17 protein-coding genes are annotated in these 21,589 nt (G+C 34.8%); 4 read left to right on the top strand and 13 right to left on the bottom strand.

Going from position 1 to position 21,589, the window contains the following annotated elements; genetic code table 11:
• Positions 1-71: 71 nt before the first annotated feature.
• The 3 genes from AAYQ05_RS13095 to AAYQ05_RS13085 form a co-directional block, all read right to left on the bottom strand.
• The gene (locus AAYQ05_RS13095; protein ID WP_343543897.1) at positions 72-1,751 is read right to left on the bottom strand and encodes a glycoside hydrolase family protein; all 1,680 of its coding nucleotides are present in this window, start codon (positions 1,749-1,751) and stop codon (positions 72-74) included.
• A 254-nt stretch (positions 1,752-2,005) separates the two neighbouring features.
• Positions 2,006-4,192: an alpha-L-rhamnosidase-related protein gene (locus tag AAYQ05_RS13090; RefSeq protein WP_343543895.1), complete on the bottom strand. Its 2,187-nt coding sequence runs from the start codon at positions 4,190-4,192 to the stop codon at positions 2,006-2,008.
• A 366-nt stretch (positions 4,193-4,558) separates the two neighbouring features.
• Positions 4,559-5,377 carry an AraC family transcriptional regulator gene (locus tag AAYQ05_RS13085; RefSeq protein WP_343543894.1) on the bottom strand — a complete coding sequence of 273 codons (819 nt, stop codon included), beginning with the start codon at positions 5,375-5,377 and terminating at the stop codon, positions 4,559-4,561.
• Positions 5,378-5,478: 101 nt separating this feature from the next.
• Between AAYQ05_RS13085 and AAYQ05_RS13080 the strand changes: the two genes are divergently transcribed.
• Positions 5,479-6,693 (top strand): MFS transporter, encoded by a 1,215-nt coding sequence (locus AAYQ05_RS13080; RefSeq protein ID WP_343543891.1) that lies wholly within the window; start codon positions 5,479-5,481, stop codon positions 6,691-6,693.
• Positions 6,694-7,057: 364 nt separating this feature from the next.
• Here the strand turns inward: AAYQ05_RS13080 and AAYQ05_RS13075 are convergent, their stop codons facing one another.
• Positions 7,058-7,261 (bottom strand): SymE family type I addiction module toxin, encoded by a 204-nt coding sequence (locus AAYQ05_RS13075; protein WP_343543889.1) that lies wholly within the window; start codon positions 7,259-7,261, stop codon positions 7,058-7,060.
• A gap of 163 nt (positions 7,262-7,424) precedes the next feature.
• Here AAYQ05_RS13075 and AAYQ05_RS13070 point away from each other — a divergent pair, with 163 nt between their 5' ends.
• Positions 7,425-7,640, top strand: a complete 216-nt coding sequence (locus AAYQ05_RS13070; protein WP_343543888.1) for a helix-turn-helix transcriptional regulator — start codon at positions 7,425-7,427, stop codon at positions 7,638-7,640.
• A 53-nt stretch (positions 7,641-7,693) separates the two neighbouring features.
• Here AAYQ05_RS13070 and AAYQ05_RS13065 read toward each other — a convergent pair whose 3' ends face one another.
• The 5 genes from AAYQ05_RS13065 to AAYQ05_RS13045 form a co-directional block, all read right to left on the bottom strand.
• The gene (locus tag AAYQ05_RS13065; RefSeq protein ID WP_343543887.1) at positions 7,694-8,254 is read right to left on the bottom strand and encodes a transcriptional regulator; all 561 of its coding nucleotides are present in this window, start codon (positions 8,252-8,254) and stop codon (positions 7,694-7,696) included.
• Positions 8,254-8,595: a type II toxin-antitoxin system HigB family toxin gene (locus AAYQ05_RS13060; protein ID WP_343543886.1), complete on the bottom strand. Its 342-nt coding sequence runs from the start codon at positions 8,593-8,595 to the stop codon at positions 8,254-8,256. Before AAYQ05_RS13060 ends, AAYQ05_RS13065 begins: the two co-directional genes overlap by 1 nt.
• A 279-nt stretch (positions 8,596-8,874) precedes the next feature.
• A complete protein-coding gene (locus tag AAYQ05_RS13055) occupies positions 8,875-10,455 on the bottom strand; it encodes a sodium:solute symporter (RefSeq protein WP_343543884.1) in 1,581 nt (526 codons plus the stop codon).
• Positions 10,452-11,516, bottom strand: coding sequence for a Gfo/Idh/MocA family protein (locus AAYQ05_RS13050; RefSeq protein ID WP_343543882.1), 1,065 nt, complete (start codon positions 11,514-11,516; stop codon positions 10,452-10,454). Before AAYQ05_RS13050 ends, AAYQ05_RS13055 begins: the two co-directional genes overlap by 4 nt.
• A 162-nt stretch (positions 11,517-11,678) precedes the next feature.
• On the bottom strand, positions 11,679-14,195 hold the full coding sequence (locus AAYQ05_RS13045) for an L-rhamnose mutarotase (protein WP_343543880.1): 2,517 nt from the start codon (positions 14,193-14,195) through the stop codon (positions 11,679-11,681).
• Positions 14,196-14,626: 431 nt separating this feature from the next.
• Between AAYQ05_RS13045 and AAYQ05_RS13040 the strand changes: the two genes are divergently transcribed.
• Both AAYQ05_RS13040 and pelA read left to right on the top strand, forming a co-directional pair.
• The gene (locus tag AAYQ05_RS13040) at positions 14,627-16,303 is read left to right on the top strand and encodes a glycoside hydrolase family 28 protein (protein ID WP_343543879.1); all 1,677 of its coding nucleotides are present in this window, start codon (positions 14,627-14,629) and stop codon (positions 16,301-16,303) included.
• A gap of 12 nt (positions 16,304-16,315) precedes the next feature.
• A complete protein-coding gene (pelA, locus tag AAYQ05_RS13035) occupies positions 16,316-17,497 on the top strand; it encodes a pectate lyase (RefSeq protein WP_343543878.1) in 1,182 nt (393 codons plus the stop codon).
• Between the two features lie 245 nt (positions 17,498-17,742).
• On the opposite strand, the gene AAYQ05_RS13030 is transcribed toward pelA, so the two are convergent.
• The 4 genes from AAYQ05_RS13030 to AAYQ05_RS13015 all read right to left on the bottom strand — a co-directional run bounded on the left by AAYQ05_RS13030 (position 17,743) and on the right by AAYQ05_RS13015 (position 21,423).
• The gene (locus AAYQ05_RS13030; RefSeq protein ID WP_343543876.1) at positions 17,743-18,579 is read right to left on the bottom strand and encodes an amidohydrolase family protein; all 837 of its coding nucleotides are present in this window, start codon (positions 18,577-18,579) and stop codon (positions 17,743-17,745) included.
• A 6-nt stretch (positions 18,580-18,585) separates the two neighbouring features.
• Positions 18,586-19,383: an SDR family oxidoreductase gene (locus AAYQ05_RS13025; protein ID WP_343543875.1), complete on the bottom strand. Its 798-nt coding sequence runs from the start codon at positions 19,381-19,383 to the stop codon at positions 18,586-18,588.
• Between the two features lie 153 nt (positions 19,384-19,536).
• A complete protein-coding gene (locus tag AAYQ05_RS13020) occupies positions 19,537-20,550 on the bottom strand; it encodes a zinc-binding alcohol dehydrogenase family protein (protein ID WP_343543873.1) in 1,014 nt (337 codons plus the stop codon).
• Between the two features lie 18 nt (positions 20,551-20,568).
• Positions 20,569-21,423 (bottom strand): fumarylacetoacetate hydrolase family protein, encoded by an 855-nt coding sequence (locus AAYQ05_RS13015; protein WP_343543872.1) that lies wholly within the window; start codon positions 21,421-21,423, stop codon positions 20,569-20,571.
• Between the last annotated feature and the right edge of the window lie 166 nt (positions 21,424-21,589).

The raw sequence follows: 21,589 nt of genomic DNA, 5'->3' as shown, positions 1-21,589 counted from the left end.
GAGTCGCAAAGTTTCTATTCTCTATATTCTAAAATCTTGCATCTTGCATCTTTCTTCTTCCCCACTCTCTTCTATTTCTTCAATTCTTTTAATTTAGACTCCATAACGTCTTTATTCAGTTTGACTTTTACCATTCCTGTTGGATGAAATCTTCTTTTTAGGTCGATGGCATTATACACGATTGTGTACACATCGTTTCCTTCTGGAATTAAACAAAGTGGAGTTCTCATAATATCCCACCATTTATCGACTTTGGTTTCGATTGGTAAATAATGTGCTTCTGCCCAATTGATTCCGTCTGCAGATAATGAATACGCAATCATATTTGGCAAATGATGTCCCCAACCGTCTGGGCCTCCGTCGAAAATCGCGATGTACAGACCGTTTGGTAATTGGCTTACAATTGGGTTTTCGACGAATAACGGATGCATGGTCTTAATTGGTTCCAAACCTTTATTCATTCTCAACCAAGGGCCTTCTAAACTTTTAGATTCGGCTAATGCAACAAACCATCCCTTTCCTGATTTTTTCGGATAATCTGCCCATGAATTGAATGGATATGCACCGCTGTAAAATCCGAAGTATTTATCGCCTACTTTATACGGGAAAAAGGAAGCCACACCCTGACGCCCTTCCCAAGGTTGAGAATCTAGTCCGGGCTCCATGATGATTCCCATATCTTTGTAAGGTCCGCCAATTCCGTTGATTCCATCAACCGTTGATTCACAACGCCAAATTCTTCCGAATGAATGATTTGGTTCTATTTCTTTACTAACGGTATACGCCAAATAATAGCCGTACCATTTGTTTGCTTTTTCATTAAAAACAGGCATATACGACCAAATAGCTGCACGACGGTCATTCATTGGATTATCGTCTTCTGTAACGGCATAAACACCACTTGCTTGGTAAATTGTAGATTCTCTTTTCCAGTGAATGGCATCTTTACTTGTCCAATGTCCGATTTTGGTTTTTACACGATCGTAATAGTAATCAACGCCTTTTTCACCTGCTCTTTCGGTTGGAAACATATGATACGTATCTCCGACTTTCACCACACGTCCGCCTTCAAAACCTCCTTGAATGCCTTCTGTTCCAGACATTCCCTCATCTATAACGGGTTTATTTTCTCCGCCGATAATTTCGAAGAGCGGTTTTTCATCTGAAAATCCTTCTACAATAAAAGTTGGATTCCAAAGTTTTCCGTCTGGTAATTTAGCATTTCTCGCATTCAACTGCTGGTCGCTTCTCAAAACTCCCAAAACAGCAAATAATCCTTTTTGATTTGGCAAAATAGTGTGAGTTCCTTTCCCGTACGGAATTGCATACACACTTACTGGTGGTAAACCTGTAATTGTAACTCCATTTTCAAGAATCTCATTATTATTTCCAATTTGATTTCCTTGTAGATATTCTGCATTTTTATCCTGAAAAACACCAATTAAAACCGTTACAGGCTCTTTAAACTTTAATTGCAATGGAGTATTATTTCCGTTTTTATATTGATCTAGAGGAAGTTCAATTCCTGTTAAACCTTGCAATTCTGGAGCTAAACGAACAATATTATGTTTGCTTCCTGAAAATACATGAGCGTATTGCGTGGTTTTGAACGTTTTGTAATTGGATTTTACAATTTCAAATGATGCTGGTTTCCATGCGGTGTTTTGTGCTGTGGCTTGGATGCAGACGGTTAATAGCATTAAGAATGCTGTTTTTAATTTGAAGTTGTATTTTGTGTTTTTTGAAAACATTGGTTTTTTATTTTTTATTAACTCTGAATTTCTTCAATCTTGTCATTTCGAGGAACGAGAAATCTTCGCGAGAAACTCTACAAAGATTGGCGACATTCGGTGCGGAGCTACTTGCGAAGATTTCTCCTTACGTCGAAATGACAAACTGAACGGAACGTGACAATCTTTGTGGTTACGTGTGTGATTCCTCCCTTCGGTCGGAATGACAAACTAAACGCTTAAAACTTAACGACTAATTACTAATCACTCATAACTCACAAAGCCTTATAACTCACTTTATACTCCATATTCGGTTTTACAATCAATTGATATTTGTTTTTTGCTAATTCTGTAATCGTTCCAGAGTTTGTTTTGGGTTTGCTGGCACTTTCAAAAATCAATTTTCCCTCTCCTTCGCCTGCTTTTACTTTAATTTCTTTGGTACTGCAATACACGTCAACTTCTCCGTTTGGTGTTGGCACTTTTCCTTCCATCCATTTTACCCCCCCTAAATTTGGTTTAATTTCATATTGGGAATAACCAGGAGCCGTTGGTTTTACACCCAAATAATATTTTCCTAATAAGTAAATAGGACTTGCACCCCAAGCGTGACAAAGGCTTTTTCCGTAAGGACGACCGTACATCGTTAAATGCTCTGTTCCTTTTTTGTTCGGATTGTATTCTTCCCAGAAAGAGGTTGCGCCTTCATTCAGCATTCCTCCCCAATAGTTTTTCATTTCTTTTAAAACATAATTCTGTTCGCCCATTGCACACAAGGCTTCCAATTCGTAAAAACGCATGTATGGCGTTGTAATTTGAAGAACATCTTTATTTAGTAGTACTTTATTTTTTACACTTTGTTTTTGTTCTTCATTAAAATAATTGAAGAAAATACCGAACATATTAGCGTATCTAGTTACAATATTTTGAATTTTACCGTCGATACGCTGGTGTTTCATCACGTTTTCTTTCTTATCCCAAAACACATCAAATAATTTCGTTTTCAAATCATTTCCTAATTTTTGATATTGTTTTTGGTCCTCAGTTTTACCAGCAATTTCTGCACTTACAGCCATCGCTTCTAAACTTCTTGCTAAAAGCATTTGCTCAAAACTCACTTCTCCCGTTTTTGGAAGTCCGTCTGCCCAATCAATAAAAACCCAATCGCCTTCTAATGGTTCCAGGAATCCATTTTTGTTTCTTCTTTCTAAACAGAAATCCATAAGCGATTTCATTCTTGGATAAAAAGTTTTGATGAATTTTGTATCGCCTGTATGTAAGTAATAATCGTAAACGCCAACAAACCAATAAAGCGAATAATCCATAATGATATTGACGTGAGCCGTTACAGGATCTTTTCCGCGAAGTGCTAACAATGTTCTTTCTACCGAAGCCGAATCAAAGAATAAATAATAATTCATTAAATAACTCTGATAAGCATCACCAGACCAAACCCAGCGGTCACGTTTAATTCCATCTATGAAAAATTCACGAGAAGTTAAATGCATGGTATAAGCCGACACATCCCAAATTTTATTCAATTGCTCATCCGAAGATTTGAATGAGCCACGATAATCTAATGGCAAATATTCATAAAGCATCGAAATAGAATCGTATTTTACTCCTGCATCTGCTTGCACCTGAACATAACGGAATGCTTTCGAGCCATCATGTGTATAAGTTTCAGATTGTTTTCCATCAAAAGATAAATGATCTAAAGTTTCACATTTAGCAGAATCTAAAGCTTCTTCACGAGATTCACCATAATAAAGCGCTAATTTGCCTTTTCCTTTTAAACCATGTATTTTAATGTAACCGAAAGTTTCTTTTCCAAAATCTACTAGTTGACCAGTTCCTATTTTCTCTGTTTTCTTTGCAGTTAAAGGTTTAGTTGTTAGTTTAAAACCCGAAGGTTTATTTTCTGGCGAATTAAAATTCCAAGAACCAACTGGAACCCAAGGTGTACCCGATTGTTGCGCTTTTCCCGTTTCGTCAATCCAAAGTTTATCTTCGTTGGTTACTTTCCAAGAAGCATCAGATTTAACGTATTTTCCAATAATAAAAATAGCTGGCAATACTTCCTGATTGTAAACTTTAAAGGAAATTTTGTGTTTTCCCGCAGGAACTGATATTGATTTTGGCTGTCCATAAATTTGAACGCCATCTAAAAGTAATTGAAAAGGTCCTTCTGAAAAGATTTTCACTTCGTCTGGCTTTGGAATCTCTACTTCTGTCTGAAAAGTGACCAAAGCATAAGGACTGTAATATTGCCAAAGCGGAGGAAATACTGCTTCACGCTCTGTACGTCTTACCTGCATTTTATTGCTTAACCAAACTTCGAAATCTCCTGGATACCAGATCCATGTCGCTTCTCTTGGTTTTTCTTGTGCTGATGATAACGAACAACAAAAAAGGGCAACAAAAAGAAGTAAAGTCTTAAAAATGGAAAAGCGGTTTAGCATAGTTAGTTTATTTTGGGACTAAAGATAAGTGTTATTTTTACATTTCACAACCTGTAGTATCCTGTTATTTCATAAAAAACTATGATTCTTGATAAATTTTTAAGGGAAAAATTATGACTTATCACTTTTTTAGTACTAAAAAAAATGATGTTATAATTTTATGGGACGCGGATGAGACGGATTCGCTATCGCGAAGACGCGGATGAAAACAGATTTTTTATTTTGCGTATTTTTTGTCATTTCGACGTAGAATAGCTCTTCGCACGTAACTCCATAACGAAAGCCCAATCTTTGTCGAGCTACTCGTGGAGATTTCTCCTTCGTCGAAATGACAATGATTGCGGTTATTTTTGCGTAAATTACAATCTAAGCACTCATCTTTTCAGATTCATTTTCATCTTCTAAAATATAGTTAGAAGGCGTTTTGCCCAAATGCTTTTTAAACATATAAATAAAAGCACTTGCTGTTTCGTAACCTAAATCTAAAGCAATTTCTTTTATGGATTGTTTTTCGCCTAATCTTTTAATGGCTTCAAGTAATTTCATTCTGGTGCGCCAATCGCTGAAATTCATTCCCAATTCTTTTATGAATAATCGCGATAAAGTTCGGCTGCTCATAAAAGAAAGTTCGGCATAATAATCAATTGTTTGTTTACTCGAAACATCACTCATTAAAAGTTCTACCACTTTCTGTAGCCTTTCATCATTTGTAGTCGGCAAAAAAGTGGCGCTTGGCATTATTAAAGCCAGTTCATCTAAAAAGACATAAATGATTCTTAATTGTGATTCTGTTAAGTTGCCACTTGTTCCAAAAGAAATGATTTTGAAAACCAACTGCTTTAAAAACATCGGAATATCAAACGAAAAACTCTTTTCTGGCAATCCTCCAATTGCAGAAGGGTCAATAAAAACACTGTAATAGTTAACGTCTTTCTGAAAAGTAACTTGATGCTCTACTCCGCTTGGAATCCAAAGGCCTTGCAACGGATTTACAACCCAAATGTTATTGCCCACCACAACATTCATTACACCACGAGTTGCGTAGATCAATTGAGCTCTTGGATGCGAGTGCGAGATACACATTTCGTTGTTAACTGTTTCAGTATAACCTATAACTGGGATCGAGGAATCTACTTGATATCCAAAATCAGTCGCTACTCTATATGTCCGATATTGACTATTCATTGTCCAAATATAGCAATTCTGACATTAGTATTCTTTTAATCTTTGCAAAAAATAATACAACTGTTGTTTTTAAACCCAATTTAAAAATCAAAAAATACCACATGGACACTATTAAAGCAAATCCTGACATAGTTAAAAAAACCACTTATTCGATCTTATTCATCATTAGTTTTTCTCATTTAATTAATGATCTTTTACAGGCTGTTGTTCCTTCAATTTATCCGCTTTTAAAAGATAATTTTAGTTTAAGTTTTACTCAAATTGGTATTATTACGCTAACTTACCAAATGGTAGCGTCTATTTTACAGCCATTTGTGGGAATGTATACCGATAAAAACTCAAAACCATACTCGCTAATTGTTGGAATGTGTTTTACAATGGTTGGACTTTTCTTTGTTTCGATCGCTTCGAGTTTTATAAACTTATTATTATCAGTAAGTTTAATCGGAATTGGATCTTCGATTTTCCATCCAGAATCTTCACGTGTGGCACATTTGGCTTCGGGCGGAAAAAGAGGTTTGGCGCAGTCTATTTTTCAATTAGGAGGAAATGCAGGAAGTGCAATCGGACCTTTATTAGCCGCTTTTATCGTTATTCCGCACGGACAATCTTATATCGCTTGGTTTTGTATTATCGCGTTAATTGGTGTTTTTGCTTTATATAAAATTGCGATTTGGTACACGGCACATTTATCTGAAAGAAATGCAAATAAAGCTTCTCACCAAATAGAAACGCATCATTTGTCTAAAAACCGAGTAATTGCTTCGTTAATTATTCTTTTGGTTCTGATTTTCTCTAAGTATTTCTACATGAGCAGTATTACGAGTTATTATACTTTCTTCCTTATAGATAAATTCCATATTACGATTCAGCAATCGCAAGTATATTTATTCTTGTTCTCGGGCGCTGTTGCAGCAGGAACTTTAATTGGAGGGCCAATTGGAGACAGATACGGCAGAAAATATGTAATCTGGGTTTCAATTCTTGGAGTTGCGCCTTTTACCTTGATGTTACCTTACGTTTCTTTATTCTGGGTTGGAACATTATCTGTAATTATCGGATTGATTCTTTCTTCGGCATTCTCAGCAATTCTAGTTTATGCAACTGAATTAATGCCTGGAAAAGTAGGACTTGTTGCGGGTCTTTTCTTTGGATTTGCTTTCGGAATGGGCGGTTTAGGTTCTGCTATTTTAGGAAAAATTGCCGATGCTACAAGTATTGAATATGTATTTAAGATTTGTGCATTTCTGCCTTTAATTGGGGTTATTACTGGGTTCTTGCCTAATTTAGAGAAGAAAAAGAAGGCTCAGGAATAATTTAATCTCGTAAAGTCGCTAAGACGCAAAGTTTTATTTTTAATTTAAGATTTTAATTGCGTCCCGATAAATCGGGATGCAAAAAAATACAAAGCTCAAAAGGCTTTAGCCAAAATATATACAATTTTGGCTAGAGCCTTTTCTATTCTTAATTACATACACCTCCAGTTAAAACTGGAGGCAACTCATAAAAAAACTTTGCGTCTTAGCGACTTTGCGAGCAAAATTTTATCTGTGTATTTACAAAATATTTTTGAAAACATAGCCCGTGGTTTCAACCACGGGAAACGTATTTTGATAAACGGGATATTATACATTGCGTTCCCGTGGTTGAAACCACGGGTTATATTTAAACAGATGATTTTTATTTCGTTTCAATTTCATTATTGGTTGTAATAATGATTTTATTTTGCTGATGTTCAATCGTTACGAAATTCCCGAAATTAAAACCGATTTCCTGAAGCCATTTTCCACAAAGACGAATTTCTGGAAATATAACGTATCGATGATCTGATCGTGCAATATGTTTTGGCTGAATTTTTAATCGTCTTTTCGCTGATTGTTTCATTTTATCTTTATTTCATTGAAACAAAAATAGTAAAAATTATACTACAAATAATATTTTTGAGACACTAAATTATCGTTTTAGGGCAACTTTGATGATTTCAATTATTCTTTTTCTTATATTTAAATTATAAGATATTTGCATGAAATATCAATAAATCAACATTGTGTCGAAACTTAAATTAAATAGAATAAAAGTTGTTTTGGTTGAAAACAATCGAACTAGCAAGGAATTAGCCAATCATTTGGGGAAAACTGTATCGACTGTTTCACGTTGGTGTACAAATGAAGCTCAGCCTTCTATTGAAACACTTTATGAGATTTCTAAATATTTGAAGGTTGATATTCGGGAGTTGCTGATTTCGACAGGAAATAAATCATAAAAAAACGCTTTCTTATTAGGAAAGCGCTTTTTTATAAGTTTAAAAATAAAAATTTACGAAAAAGCTAAATCAGCGCTGGCTAGCTTTACCTTTGGTTTACCTAATTTTATTACAGCTTCTTGTACTTTAGTTTGATCTTCTTTTGAAAGGAATACTGGAATCAAAACCGCAATTTCTATTTTTAATAATCGATTTATAACAATTAAATCTCTCAACGTAAATGGTTTAATACCATTCATAAGTTCAGACATATAAGTTTTGCTTTTATGACCTAAAATTAAAGCCAGGTTTTCCTGGGTCAATTCAAGTTCTTTGAGTTTCTTTCTTATTATTTGTTTTCTATTTTCAAGAAATAATCTCTCTAGTTCTGCTATGCGTTCAGACTTGTCACTTTCCAAAAGTTTTTCATCAGTAATTTCATTTACATCATTCCATTCCAAACTTTCATACTTCTCAATAATATCACGCAAATTAGATCTTAAGTTTTTAAAATGTGTATTATCTTTCGCCAGAAGCCTTAATCTTCGGTCAGCAATAAGAGCTCTTTCATAATCTAATTCGCTTGTGATTATGCCTTTCTCTATTATTTTCTCTATATCAAAATCTGTTTTCATTACTCTATATAGCTATTTTTTCTTAACCATTTTTCAATAGTTGTTTTGTTGTTTTTAAATGTTGCCTCATATTCCTGATGCGTCCCCGCCCACACAATTGTAGCTTCTCCATCATCATCAAATTCGATTAATATAAGTGTTCTGTGGATATTAATATTAAAGAAATAAAAACCGTCATTATGTACACAATCTGCATCGTTTCTAATCTCATTAATAGAATCCTGATTAGGATTAAACTTCTCTAAATCAGTAATTAGTTTATCAATTTCATCGCATAATTTTTTATTGCCAATGTTTTTCTTTTTAATTTTTAAAATTGTCTTTTTCCCAATAATCCTCATAATACCAACTTAGCAAAGATAATCAAAAGTTCTTATATAAACCGAACTTTTAAACTATAGTTCATTTTAAATCTATTCAAATTTTACTGCAAGATTCCTATTTTCTTAAATTCAAAAAAGTCATCTCTAAGAGCAAACTTACAATTTTATCTTAATTTTTAACAGGTATTTACTTTCTTTTTAAGATTATTGTATTGTGTGTAATTTTTTTTAAAAGCATAAAAAAACGCTTCCTTTTATCAAAGAAGCGTTTTTAAATTATAAAAGTTTGAAGAAAATTTAATTCCCATTAAAAACTAAATACAAAACCAAAATTGTCAATCCCAGCAAACCAAACAAAAGCTTTACCTTTTTACTCGTTTTAGGAATATCCGTTTCATCTGAAATATTAACTTCAGGGTTTTTATCGGTTAACGAAATAATAACGGCTGCAATTAAAAGCGTAGCAAAAATGTAAAACGAAATCAATAAAAAGTGAGGCCAAACTGGATATTTATCGGCAGGGAAAATCCATAGATATAAAACTCCAACAAACAAACTAAAGGCAGAACCCCAAGAAAGCGTTGCATTTACGGCTTTTTTAGTAGTGCGTTTCCAGAAAACACTCAAAAGGAACACAACAGATAACGAAGGCGCCAAGAAACCTAAAACCGCCTGAAAGATGTTGAATAAATTCTGCCCTTTTATATTGTCAATCGCAACGGCAATTAGAATCGCAAAAACACATCCAGCAGCAATTGTCAAACGGCCAATTTTAATTTGATCTTGAATCGTAGCCGATGGGTTTATTTTCTTTACATAAATATCATTTGTAAAAACGGTGCTTAAAGCATTTAACGAAGAACCAATTGTTCCCACCAAAACCGCAATCATCACGCAGATTACTAAACCGTTCATTCCACTTGGGAAAAGATTCGTAACCATTGTCATATAAGCTAAATCTGAATTGCTTCCTAATTCTGGATATAAGGCATAACACAAAATTCCAGGGAGAATAAACAACGGCAAAGCCATAACTTTTAACCATCCAATAAAGTTTACACCCAATTGTCCCTGTTCCAGATTTTTGGCTCCTAAAACACTCTGAACCATTGATTGGTCGGTACAGAAAAAAGCAACTGCTGCTACAGGATATCCTAACAAAATAGCAGGCCACGGATAATGCGAATCATCTGAAGGACGGACTAAATTCCAAAAATTAGAAGGTGTTTTAGCAATTAAAACATCTATTCCACCCAGTTTTTGCAAACCTAAAAAAGAAAGTGTCAGCGAAACGACAATTAGCAGAATCATTTGAAAAACATTCACTTTTGCAATTGCTTTTAATCCTCCAGCAAACGTAAAAATTCCAGAGAAAATCACTAAAACCGTAACGCTCTGCCACATTGGAATTCCCAAAATCTGACGTACTAAAACGCCTCCGCTAAATAATCCTAAAGACAACCAGCTTACTAATATTTTTACTAAAGCGTACCAAGCCAAAATATTCTGTGTACTGTCGCCATAACGTTTTCCCATATATTCGGGCATTGTGCTTACTTTACTTGCAATATATCTTGGTGCAAAAACCATCGCCAAAAGCAGTAAAAACACAAAAGCGTACCATTCGAAATTTCCTGCTACAATTCCCGTAGCGTAACCAATACTCGCAAAAGCCAATAATGAGGAAGGTCCAACATTGGTTCCCCACATATTAAACCCAATGCTGTACCAGTTTAAGGAGTTTCCGGCCAGAAAAAGTGTTTCGTTTTTCTTTCTCTGTTTCATACTTACCACATATCCAATGACCAATAAAGCCACTAAATAACCCGCAACAATTACAAAATCGAGCGTGGTTAATTTATCGTAGATACTGTTCATAGTCCGTATTCGTTAAGAATATCGGCAATTTTAACCGGCATTCCAGTTTGCAAAGATTTATCCATTGCTTGTAACAAAGCGACGGTTCCAATTCCTTCTTCCATGTTTGGATAGGCTTCAAAACCTTGCTCGATACTATCTGTAAAATATTCTAAGTAATTCTGATATTCTCCGCCGTGGTGACTTTGACCTTCAAAACGGAAATAATATTTTATCGTACTGTCGCCCCAAGTAATCACTTTTTCTTCGCCTGTTTTGTCTGTAACGGCATAGCGCAATTCGTGATAATCAGCTTGGCTAGCTCCTTCTGTAGCTCTTAAAATCGTACTCATTCCGCTGTCGCGTTGTGCTGGCTGAGTCGGCGAAGTGTAAACACCACTTACACGTGCAATTCTACCGTCAGTTGCTTTGAAGATAAAATGCATCGTATCTTCATTTTTTAATCCTGCATTTTGTCCGTTACTGCTAATCATTCCGTACCCCATCACTTCCTGAATATTTGGCAAATACCATCTGATGAAATCTACGGGATGACTCAAACCTCCGTACAACCATTTAAACGATTGCAAAAGCGACCATTCTTTCTTTAAAAACCATCTGTGATCGGCATGATATTGTGCTTCAATGGTAATCAAATCTCCAATTAAACCTGCTTCATAATCGGCTCTTTGTCTTTTGGCTGGTTCGAAGAAACGAGAACTTTGCCCAATGAAAACTTTCTTTCCTGTCGATTTGCTTAATTCTAACAATTCTTTTGCATCCGAAAGATCATCGATAAAAGGTTTTGTACAAACAACATGTTTTCCACTTAATAAAGCTTGTTTTACATGTTGCGCGTGAAGATGATCTGGTGTATAAATCGCGATAATATCAATTGACGAATCATTCAATAAATCGTCGTAATTGGTCGTGTACGAATGAAAATCGAATTCTTTTGCTCGCTGTTTACACAATTCTTCATTTCGGTCGCATATTTTAACGAGTTCTAGTTTTGAACTTTCTATAGCAGCCGACATTGTACTTCGTCCTTCTCCAAGTCCCAGAATGGCTATTTTTAACATGGCATTTTATTATTTTTGATTGTTGATTTTAGTTTTTTTGCCACAGATTAAAAGGATTAAATGGATTTTTTAATCTGTGGAAATCCTTTAATCTGTGGCAAAATATTTTTTTCGCGTTTAAACCCGACAGGTTTTAAAAACCTGTCGGGTTTATTATACGTATTATTTTTTTGCTTCTACTTCTACTTTACTTAAGAAAATCCAGGTTTCGTCTGGTTTTGCGCCTTCAATTCCCGATTGGTATTTTTTCATTAAGGCGTTCCATTGATCTACTTTAGGATTATTTTCAGTTGTTTTTGGATTTAGTTTATCCAAACTATCTCCTTTCGGAATACTGATTACTAAGATCAATTGTCTGTCTTTTTTGAAAACCTGCAATTGCTGGAAATCGGCATTACAGAATCCTTTGGCTACTTCTGGCCATTTTTCGAATTGTGTTTTATGATACTCTACATATTCTTTTTGCAGTTTTTCATCAGCTGGAAGATTCGCTGTTAAAACCACATTTTCCCAATCTGATGCTGGTTTTGAATCTTTACATCTTTCGAAATTTTGGAAATCGTAAACCAAATCATCATAGATTTTAATTTCTAAAGAAGGAAAAGCACCCGCTAATTTTCGCTTCGTTCTTTCTGGCTGATTCATTTTTCCGTAAATCATCAAATGATTTTTCCATTGGTACAATTCCTGACCTACAATTCTAAATCCAGTTAAAGTTGATTTAATTTTTTCGATATCAAAATTAGAACCTATCAATTCAATCGCATACGGTTTTGGCATTTCCTGCAATCCCCATTTTTCATCGATTACGACTTCTTTTTCTAAATCTTTATAAGGCGCTCTAATTCCCGCAGCATCTTTTATCTTAGTGCTTACATACGGATCATTGTGTTCCCAAATATTTCCTTTTGGACCATTATGGTTTTTAAGGATTTTCTTTTCGGCAATCCAGTTGTTTTTAATCGTAAAACCTTCACTTCCTTCATCAGTATACAAATACAGCCATAAAAACGGATCGTGAGCATATGGACTATTGTAAACCTTGTCGATATAATTTTCTTCAATTCGGCTACCAGGTTGAGCCGAAAGCGTATAAATTCCAGCAACATCATGTAGGTGTTTGGCATAATGATGAATTTTATTTCCCAGAATTTTATTGTTCTGCATCACGTTTGGCGTATGCGTCCAACCCCAGCCCATTGCCATTCCGGAATACGATACATCCGAAATTTCGTTGTGTTCAATTGTAATATTTCGAACAAAACCAGCGCTGATTCCTAGAGTTCCCCAATCTTCATTGGTTACGTTGGTGATCAAATTATCTGAAATCACTTCATCAGAACACATTTCTCTTTCATCTTTTATGATTAAAGGCAAATGTGCTTCAAAAGCTTCTTCAGAGAAAATTCCAACATTAATGGCACTTCCGCCGATATCTTTAAATAAATTCCCTTTTATAGTATTGTGATTGGTTCCTTTATTTAAATCTAAACCAGTCGAAGACAGATGTTCAAAACGGCAAGATTCAAACTGAATATTATTGGCATAATTTACTTCAACCGCTCCGCGAGGTCTTCCTACCCAAGCCTGATTTTCTAAATTCGTCTGATTTGGTGTTCCAGGCTGTTTCAGTTTATAAGCATCCAACAAATACAAACCAGACTGCAACGGCACATGACCTTGCTGCGATGGACGAAGCCAATTGCTGTATTGAAACGAAATTCCTTTAAATTGAAAATGATGTACAGGAGAATCGATCGTTCCTTTTACTTCAACCAGATTTTCTAAAACAGGCGCAATTACAATTGCCGAATTAATTTCTTCTCCAGCTCTTGGAATATAATAGATTTTAGCATTTTTCTTGTCCAAATACCATTCACCAGGTTCATTTAAAAGCGAAAAAGCGTTGTTTAAGAAATAAGCCGAATTTCCGTTATTTTTAGAAATCCACGGAGCAGGCCACGGATGCTCGCTTTGAATACGGCTTTCTGGTTCTTCAAACGAAAGTTTGGCGCTGTCTTTTTGTACTTCGATATTTTTAATACGCAAGTTGGCATTCGACCACCATTGCACAATAAACATTTCCATTCCCGGTTCGAACTTTACCGATTTATCCTTAAACGGAATCCAGCAGGTTTGTTCCTGATGATTCCATGATAAAATACGCTCCATAGTACTTCCCGCAGTATTTTTGGCTCTCACCGCTTTTTTACCGTTTACCCATAATTGTCTGTAGTCAATTAGGCTTCCTGCTTTTTTAGGAGCATCGGCTACCCAAACTGATCCTTTTTTAAGTCCGTTGATAACGGTTGTCGATTTTGTCCAATTTTTAATTTCAATTCCACCGCTTACAATGGGTCTTGCATTTACATCGGCTTCAATTGTTGTCGGACTTTCTGCTGTTCCAGAATCTTCTGGTCGTACAAATAAAGGTTCGTTTAAATAATACGTTCCATTCATTACTATGATTCGGATTCCGTCTTTTATTGATGGATCTTTTAAACGACGAAGCTCTCTGGCTTTTCGCATTGCCATGTGAACCGTTGCCAGCGGATTTGATTTTGTTCCGAGGTTTGAATCTTTTCCTGATGGCGACACCCAGATTTCAGCTCCACTTGCCGAAAGTGTGAATACCAGTAAAAAAACAATCAGTAATTTGTTGAAGGAAATTAAATGCATTATTTATAGTATTGATTTTTTTCTTTAGATAAAATTACGAGGCATTTATTTAAAGCGCTATAATTTTTACAAATAAATGTATTTTTAACACTTTTACCAAATAATTGGGACAATTTAAAAGAATATAAAATGACAGGCATCCTGTACCCTCCTGTAATATTGACTTTGAGACAATAACTTTGAAAATTTAGCTTTTAACTATCTTCTAATTTCCCGATCAAAAAAAGTTAAATTCATAAAAAATCTGTGATAAACTCTTCTAAAATGTCATTTCATATTATTTTTTTAATAGATTTGTGTAATCGATTACATTGAATATTTCAAATTAAAAAACTGTAATTTTATTTATTGAATAAAAATTCACATGATAAAAAACTGAATTAATAGTAAATCGATTTCCTGAAAAACTTTTAACTATAATACAAATAAGAATGAAAACTAACCGAATTAACCTTTTATGTGTAGCCCTAGCCTCTTTTGCTTTGAGTTTCAATACAGCTTCGGCACAAAAAACTGCTGACACGTATAAAAATATTGAGTTTAAAATGGCTGAAATCCAAGAGCCTGTAATTCCGAATTACAGTGTGAATCTAAAAGACTTTGGAGCAGTAAATGGCGGTTATGTTTTGAATACGAAAGCTTTTGCAGATGCCATTGATGCACTTTCGAAAAAAGGCGGCGGAAAATTAATTATCCCTCCTGGGATCTGGCTTACAGGCCCAATTATATTAAAAAGCAACATTGAGATGCATGCTGAAAGGGGTGCTCTGATAAAATTTTCTCCAGACAAAACTTTGTATCCTTTAGTTGAAACCAATTTTGAAGGTCTAAACACCTGGCGTTGTATCTCTCCTATCTACGGTAAAAATCTAGAAAATATAGCATTTACAGGAAATGGTGTATGGGATGGTTCGGGAGAAGTATGGAGACAGGTTAAGAAAAGTAAAGTAACGGAAAGCCAATGGAAAGAAGTAATTTCAAGAGGTGGTGTTTTAAATAAAGAAAAAACGAGCTGGTATCCTTCAGAGGTTTTTATGAATGCCTCAAAAGGCGCTGACCAAAATGTGCGCCCAGATTTAAAAACAAAAGAAGAATTTGAAACCATTCATGATTTTCTGCGTCCAGTAATGGTAAGCATTCAAAACAGTAAAAGAGTTTTATTTGACGGACCTGTTTTTCAGAATTCGCCAGCATGGAATATCCATCCTTTTATGGTAGAAGATTTGATTGTTAGAAATGTAAGCGTCCGTAATCCTTGGTATTCTCAAAACGGAGACGGGCTTGATGTAGAATGCTGTAAAAACGTATTGATTGAAAATTCTAGTTTTGATGTAGGAGACGATGCCATCTGTATTAAATCTGGAAAAGATAAAGACGGACGTGAAAGGGGTATTCCTTGCGAAAACATTATAGTGAGAAACAATATCGTATATCACGGTCACGGAGGCGTTACAGTAGGAAGCGAAATGTCTGGCGGTGTAAAAAACCTTCATGTTTCTAATTGTACCTTTATGGGAACAGATGTAGGACTTCGTTTTAAAAGTGCGCGCGGAAGAGGCGGTGTGGTAGAAAATATATTTATTTCGGATATATACATGACTGATATTCCGTCTCAGGCTATTTCTTTTAATTTGTATTATGGTGGAAAATCAATAGCTGAAACATTGGAAGAAGGTGGCGATAAAATCGTTAATAAAGCAATGCCTGTAACGGTTGAAACACCTCAATTCAAAAACATTACGATTAAAAACATCACTATTAAAGGTGCTCAGCAAGCAGTATTTTTACAAGGTCTTCCTGAAATGAATTTAGAAAATATTGAAATCACAAATCTAATTGCGAAAGCACAAAAAGGCTTTTCTATAATTGATGCTAACGGAATTAAAATCAGCAACGCACAATTGGATATTGAGGCTAAAAATGCTTTCGAAATTTACAATACTAAAAACCTTTCGCTAAAAAACATCGAGTTTAATCCTTCTTCATCAAATGCGATTACAATTAATGGTGAAGCGAGCAAGAACATTGATTTAAGCGGTTCTTCAGCTAATTTTTCTAAGACGACTACTATCGATAAAAACGTGCCTAAGAAAGCTGTTAAATTCTAAAAACGAGATTCTATGTTCAATTCCATAAATAGCTCGAAATTACTGGCATCTGCGTTTTGTGTTTTTTCATTTTTATGCTCTAATGCACAGTCAAATAGCGAAATCAGTACAAAACCTTTTACTGATGGCACTAACCATTGGTACTTTATAAAAGACAAAACCAATATCATAAATCCGATTCCGAATCAGCCGAAATATGCTGAAACAGATTATACTAAAATTGCAGATAATATTCTGTATTTCCAGCGTGATAATGGTGGGTGGCCAAAGAATTATGACATGAAAGCTATTTTAACGCCACAGCAAATAGATAGCGTAGTTAAAACAAAATACATAGAACATACTACTTTCGATAATGAAACGACTTATACTCATATTCATTATCTGGCACAGGTTTATACGCTCACAAAAGATCCGAAATATAAAGATGGGTGTTTAAAAGGTATTAATTTTGTCATAAAAGCACAATATTCAAATGGAGGCTGGCCACAATATTTTCCTTTAGAAAAAGGTTATAGTCGACACATTACTTTTAATGATGGAGCGTATATGGGCATCATGAATCTTTTAAAAAAGATTGTAAATAATGATCCTGATTATGCTTTTATTGACGCTAAAACCAGAAAAAAAGTAGCTAATGCTTACCAAAAAGGATTGGATTGTATTTTGAAAATGCAAATTAAAGATAATGGAAAATTGACTGCTTGGTGCCAGCAACACGACGAAATAACTCTTGAACCTGCATGGGCACGTAAATTTGAACCGCCAAGCATCTGTAATGCCGAAAGTGTTGATGTTGTTTTGTTTTTAATGGATATTGATAATCCAAATGAGAAAATTATTAATGCCGTGCAAGGCGCAATAAAATGGTTTCAGGATTCTAAAATCTATAATACCAGAGTTGAAAGTTTTGCTGCTGAAGAAATGGAATCTAAATATAAGAAAATCAAAAATGACGTAAGAGTCGTACACGATACAACTGCTCCGCCAATTTGGACTCGTTATTACGAATTAAAAACACATCGTCCTTTATTCTCTGATCGTGACAGTGAGTTTTTATATTCTTTAGCCGAAGTAAGCCGTGAAAGAAGAACGGGCTATGCTTGGTACACCGATAAACCTGAAAAGGCTCTGAAGAAATATCCTGAATGGCAGAAGAAATGGGCTCCGGAAAATGATGTTTTGAAACAGTAAAATAAACTATTTTGTATTTCTGTCAAAGGGAGAAATACAAGAAGCCAATTTTCAAATATAGCCCGTGGTTTCAACCACGGGGACGCAATATTGTAACGTCCTGTATTGTGTTCCCGTGGTTGAAACCACGGGCTATATTAGACAAGTTTGCGATTAGAATCTTTGTCAAAGTTTTGAACTTTAACAAAGAGGAAGAAAAAAAAGCGTAAATATTAAATTTACGCTTTTTTGTTTTTTTATATTCTCTATTTATTTAGATCATAAAATGCATTCGCATTCTCAAACCAAATCTTATTCTGATCTTCAATAGAAAACTTTGAAATATAATCTTCTAAAATTTTAACAACCTCGTTATAATCCGAAGCAACATTTAGAACTGGCCAATCTGAGCCGTACATTAATTTATTAACTGAAAAGTTCTCAAAAATAACATCTAAATACGGCTTTAAATCTTCTGGTTTCCAGTTTTTCCAGTCGGCTTCTGTGACCATTCCTGAGATTTTACACCAAACGTTTTCATACTTTGCAATTTCTTGAATTCCCTTTTTCCAAGAATCAATACTTCCTGATTTGATATCTGGTTTTGCAATATGATCGATTACAAATTTTTGGTTTGGAAAATCTTGAACTAAACTAATTGCCGCTGGTAATTGACGTTCAAAAATCAGTATATCGTAAGTATAATTGAATGGCTTTAAAGCTGCGATTCCTCTTCTAAATTCCTTTCCAAACATAAAATCATCTGCTTCACCTTGAACTACGTGCCTAAAACCTTTCAGCTTTTTTTGATCTGAAAAGAATTGCAAACGTTCAACAATATTCTCATTTCGTAAATCGATCCAGCCGACAACTCCTTTTATGAAATCATTTTTAGAAGCCAAATCCAATAAAAAATGCGTTTCTACTTCCGATTGGCTAGCCTGAACAGCAACACAACCTTCAAACTGATTTGCATTTAATAATGGCTGTAGATCTTCAGGAAGAAAATCTCTTTGGATATTCTGCATAGTTTCATCAATCCAGCTATCTCTAATGGGATCAAACTTCCAAAAATGCTGATGGGAATCTATTCTTTTACTCATAATTTCTTAATTAACATCGCTGATTAATGCACGGTCTAAATGTACGTAACCTCCATCTACAAAAACAAATTGTCCTGTGGTATGCGATGATTTTTCTGAAATGACAAAAAGAGCCGTATCCGCAATTTCTTCTGTTTTGGTCATACGGCTTTCTAACGGAATACTTTTATTGATTTTATTCAAAACAGTTTGTCCGTCTGGCAATGTTTTTATCCAATCTTCGTAAGCTGGCGTATAGCTTTCTGCAATAATAATCGCGTTTGAACGAATTCCGTACTGAATCAAATCTACAGCCCATTCTCTGGTCAATCCCAAAACGCCGCCTTTCGCAGCAGCGTAACCAGAAGTTCCTCCCTGCCCTGTTAAAGCCACTTTTGAACCAATATTTAAAATATTTCCTCTTGATTCTTTTAAGTATGGAAGTGCATATTTAGCCAATAAAAAATAACTTACTACATTCAATTTCAATGAATTCATAAAATCCTCGTAGCTTGAATCTAATCCTGCGCCATCATTTACACCAACGTTATTAATTATGGCATCAATTCTCCCATATTTAGCTCCAATTACATTTACAGCATTTTCTATCGCAACAGGATCGGTTACGTCAGTTTGTACAAATAGTGAATTAACTCCTCTTTTTTGAAGCCTTTCTACGTATTCGAAACCTCTTGCATTCCTGTCAACTAAAACCGGAATGGCACCTTCATCTGCCAATCGGTTTACGATCGTTTCTCCAATACTTCCTTCTTTTCCAGCCGAACCAGAAACGACAACTATTTTATTTTTTAAGTTTAAATCCATTTCTTTTTTGTGTTAGATGTGATTTGTAAAATGTCTTTTGTGAAAAGTGATATGTGAGATGTAAAATGTGAAAAGTGAAATCTAAAAATTAAATCGCTTTGTATTCGTGCAATGAAAATCACATTTCACATATTACTTTTCACTTTTCACAAATTAATCAATTTCAATTAACGCCTTAATCACATTATTTTTCGGATCAATCAAATTCCCGAAATCAGTAATCATTTCAGAGAAACTTGTTCTGTGCGTGATGTATTTCTTCGGATCAATTTTGCCTTCTTTCAAACATTTCATCACATATTCGAAATCTTCGATTGTTGCATTTCTACTGCTCATTAAAGTCGATTCTCTTTTGTGGAAATCTGGATGACTAAAACTTAATTCTCCCTTTTGAAGTCCAACCAAAACAAATCTTCCGCCATGTGAAATATAATTAAAAGCGCTGTTCATTACTTTTTGATTTCCAGTTGCATCAATTACTACATTTGCCATATCTCCGTTTGTTAGTTCAGCTAATTTTTGAGCGACATCATCGTTCAACGGATTAATCGTTTCATCAGCATTTAGTTCTGTTTTACAGAAATTTAATCTGTAATCATTGATATCCATTACAATTACTTTTGCTCCAGCGATTTTAGCAAACTGAATCAATCCAATTCCGATTGGTCCTGCTCCCATTACCAAAACAGTATCAGTTGGTTTTACAGCCGCTCTTCTAACTCCGTGCGCCGCAATTGCCAAAGGTTCAACCAAAGCCAATTCATCATAATCTAAACCTTGACCGTGCAATAAATATTGTTCTGGAATCGAAACATATTCCGCCATTCCGCCATCAATATGAACTCCGAAAACTTTGATATTTACACAGCAATTTGTCAATCCGTTTCTGCAGGCAACACACTTTCCGCAGTTAAAATACGGAATAAAAGTTACTTTATCTCCCGGTTTAAAACCTGCAGCATTTCCTTTTACATATTCTGCAGCCAATTCGTGACCTAAAATTCTTGGATATTCAAAATACGGTTGAGTTCCACCAAAAGCATGAATATCAGTTCCGCAGATTCCGATTCTTTTAATTTTCAATAAAACTTCTCCCTCTTTTGGTTCTGGAATACTGGTTTCTTTTAATAGAAATTCCTGAGGTTTTTCGCAAACAATATATTTCATTTTATACTTTCTTAATTTTTATTTTTGATATGCTACAGCTTTCTGTTTGCTTGTTCCTAAACCTTCAATTCCAAGTTCAACAACATCGCCTGCTTTAATATAAATCGGATCTGGTTTAATTCCTAAGCCAACTCCCGGAGGCGTTCCTGTACTGATAATATCGCCCGGAAGTAAAGTCATAAACTGACTTAAATAATGTACCAAATAAGGAATTTTGAAAACTAAATTTAAGGTATTGCTGTCTTGGAATTTTTTACCGTTTACCGTCAGCCACATCTTTAAATTGTCAACATCAGCGATTTCATCTTTTGTAGCCAAAAATGGCCCGAGAGGCGCAAAAGTATCGCTTCCTTTTCCTTTTGCCCATTGACCGCCACGCTCTAATTGAAAAGCTCTTTCGCTGTAATCATTCAATAAAGCATAACCCGCAACGTAATCTAAAGCTTCTGCTTCTTCAACATAACTTGCTTTTTTTCCTACTATAAAAGCCAATTCTACTTCCCAGTCGGTTTTTTCGCTATTTTTTGGAATAATCAAATCATCATCTGGACCGCACAAAGAAGTTGTTGATTTGAAGAAAATAATCGGTTCTGTCGGAATCGGAGCGTTTGTTTCTTTACAGTGATCGATATAGTTTAATCCAATACAGATAATTTTTGAAGGTCTTGCTACTGGCGAACCCAAACGTACAGAAGCATCAACTTCTGGTAAAGTCGGGTTATTTTCTAGTGCTTTTTGTAATTTTTCTAATCCGCTCTCTTCAAAGAAACTTTCGTTAAAATCGGTTACAATCGAAGAAACATCATATCTCTTTTCTCCAATTAAAACTCCAGGTTTCTCTTTTCCGATTTCTCCAAAACGTATTAATTTCATAATCGTATATTTTTAATTGTTAGTTTATTATTTCTGATGAAAGATATCCATCAATCGCATAATCATCTTAGAAATTCTACTTATTATTCATTCAAAATCCTTTATAAAAGCAAAGCAGAATTAATAAATGTAAAAAATACAATTACAAAAATACTTTTTAAAAATT

The organism is Flavobacterium movens, from assembly GCF_039581425.1.
Lineage (GTDB): Bacteria > Bacteroidota > Bacteroidia > Flavobacteriales > Flavobacteriaceae > Flavobacterium > Flavobacterium luteolum.
Note: the sequence above shows the minus strand (reverse complement) of the source record. Positions and strands in the feature narration are given on the sequence as shown.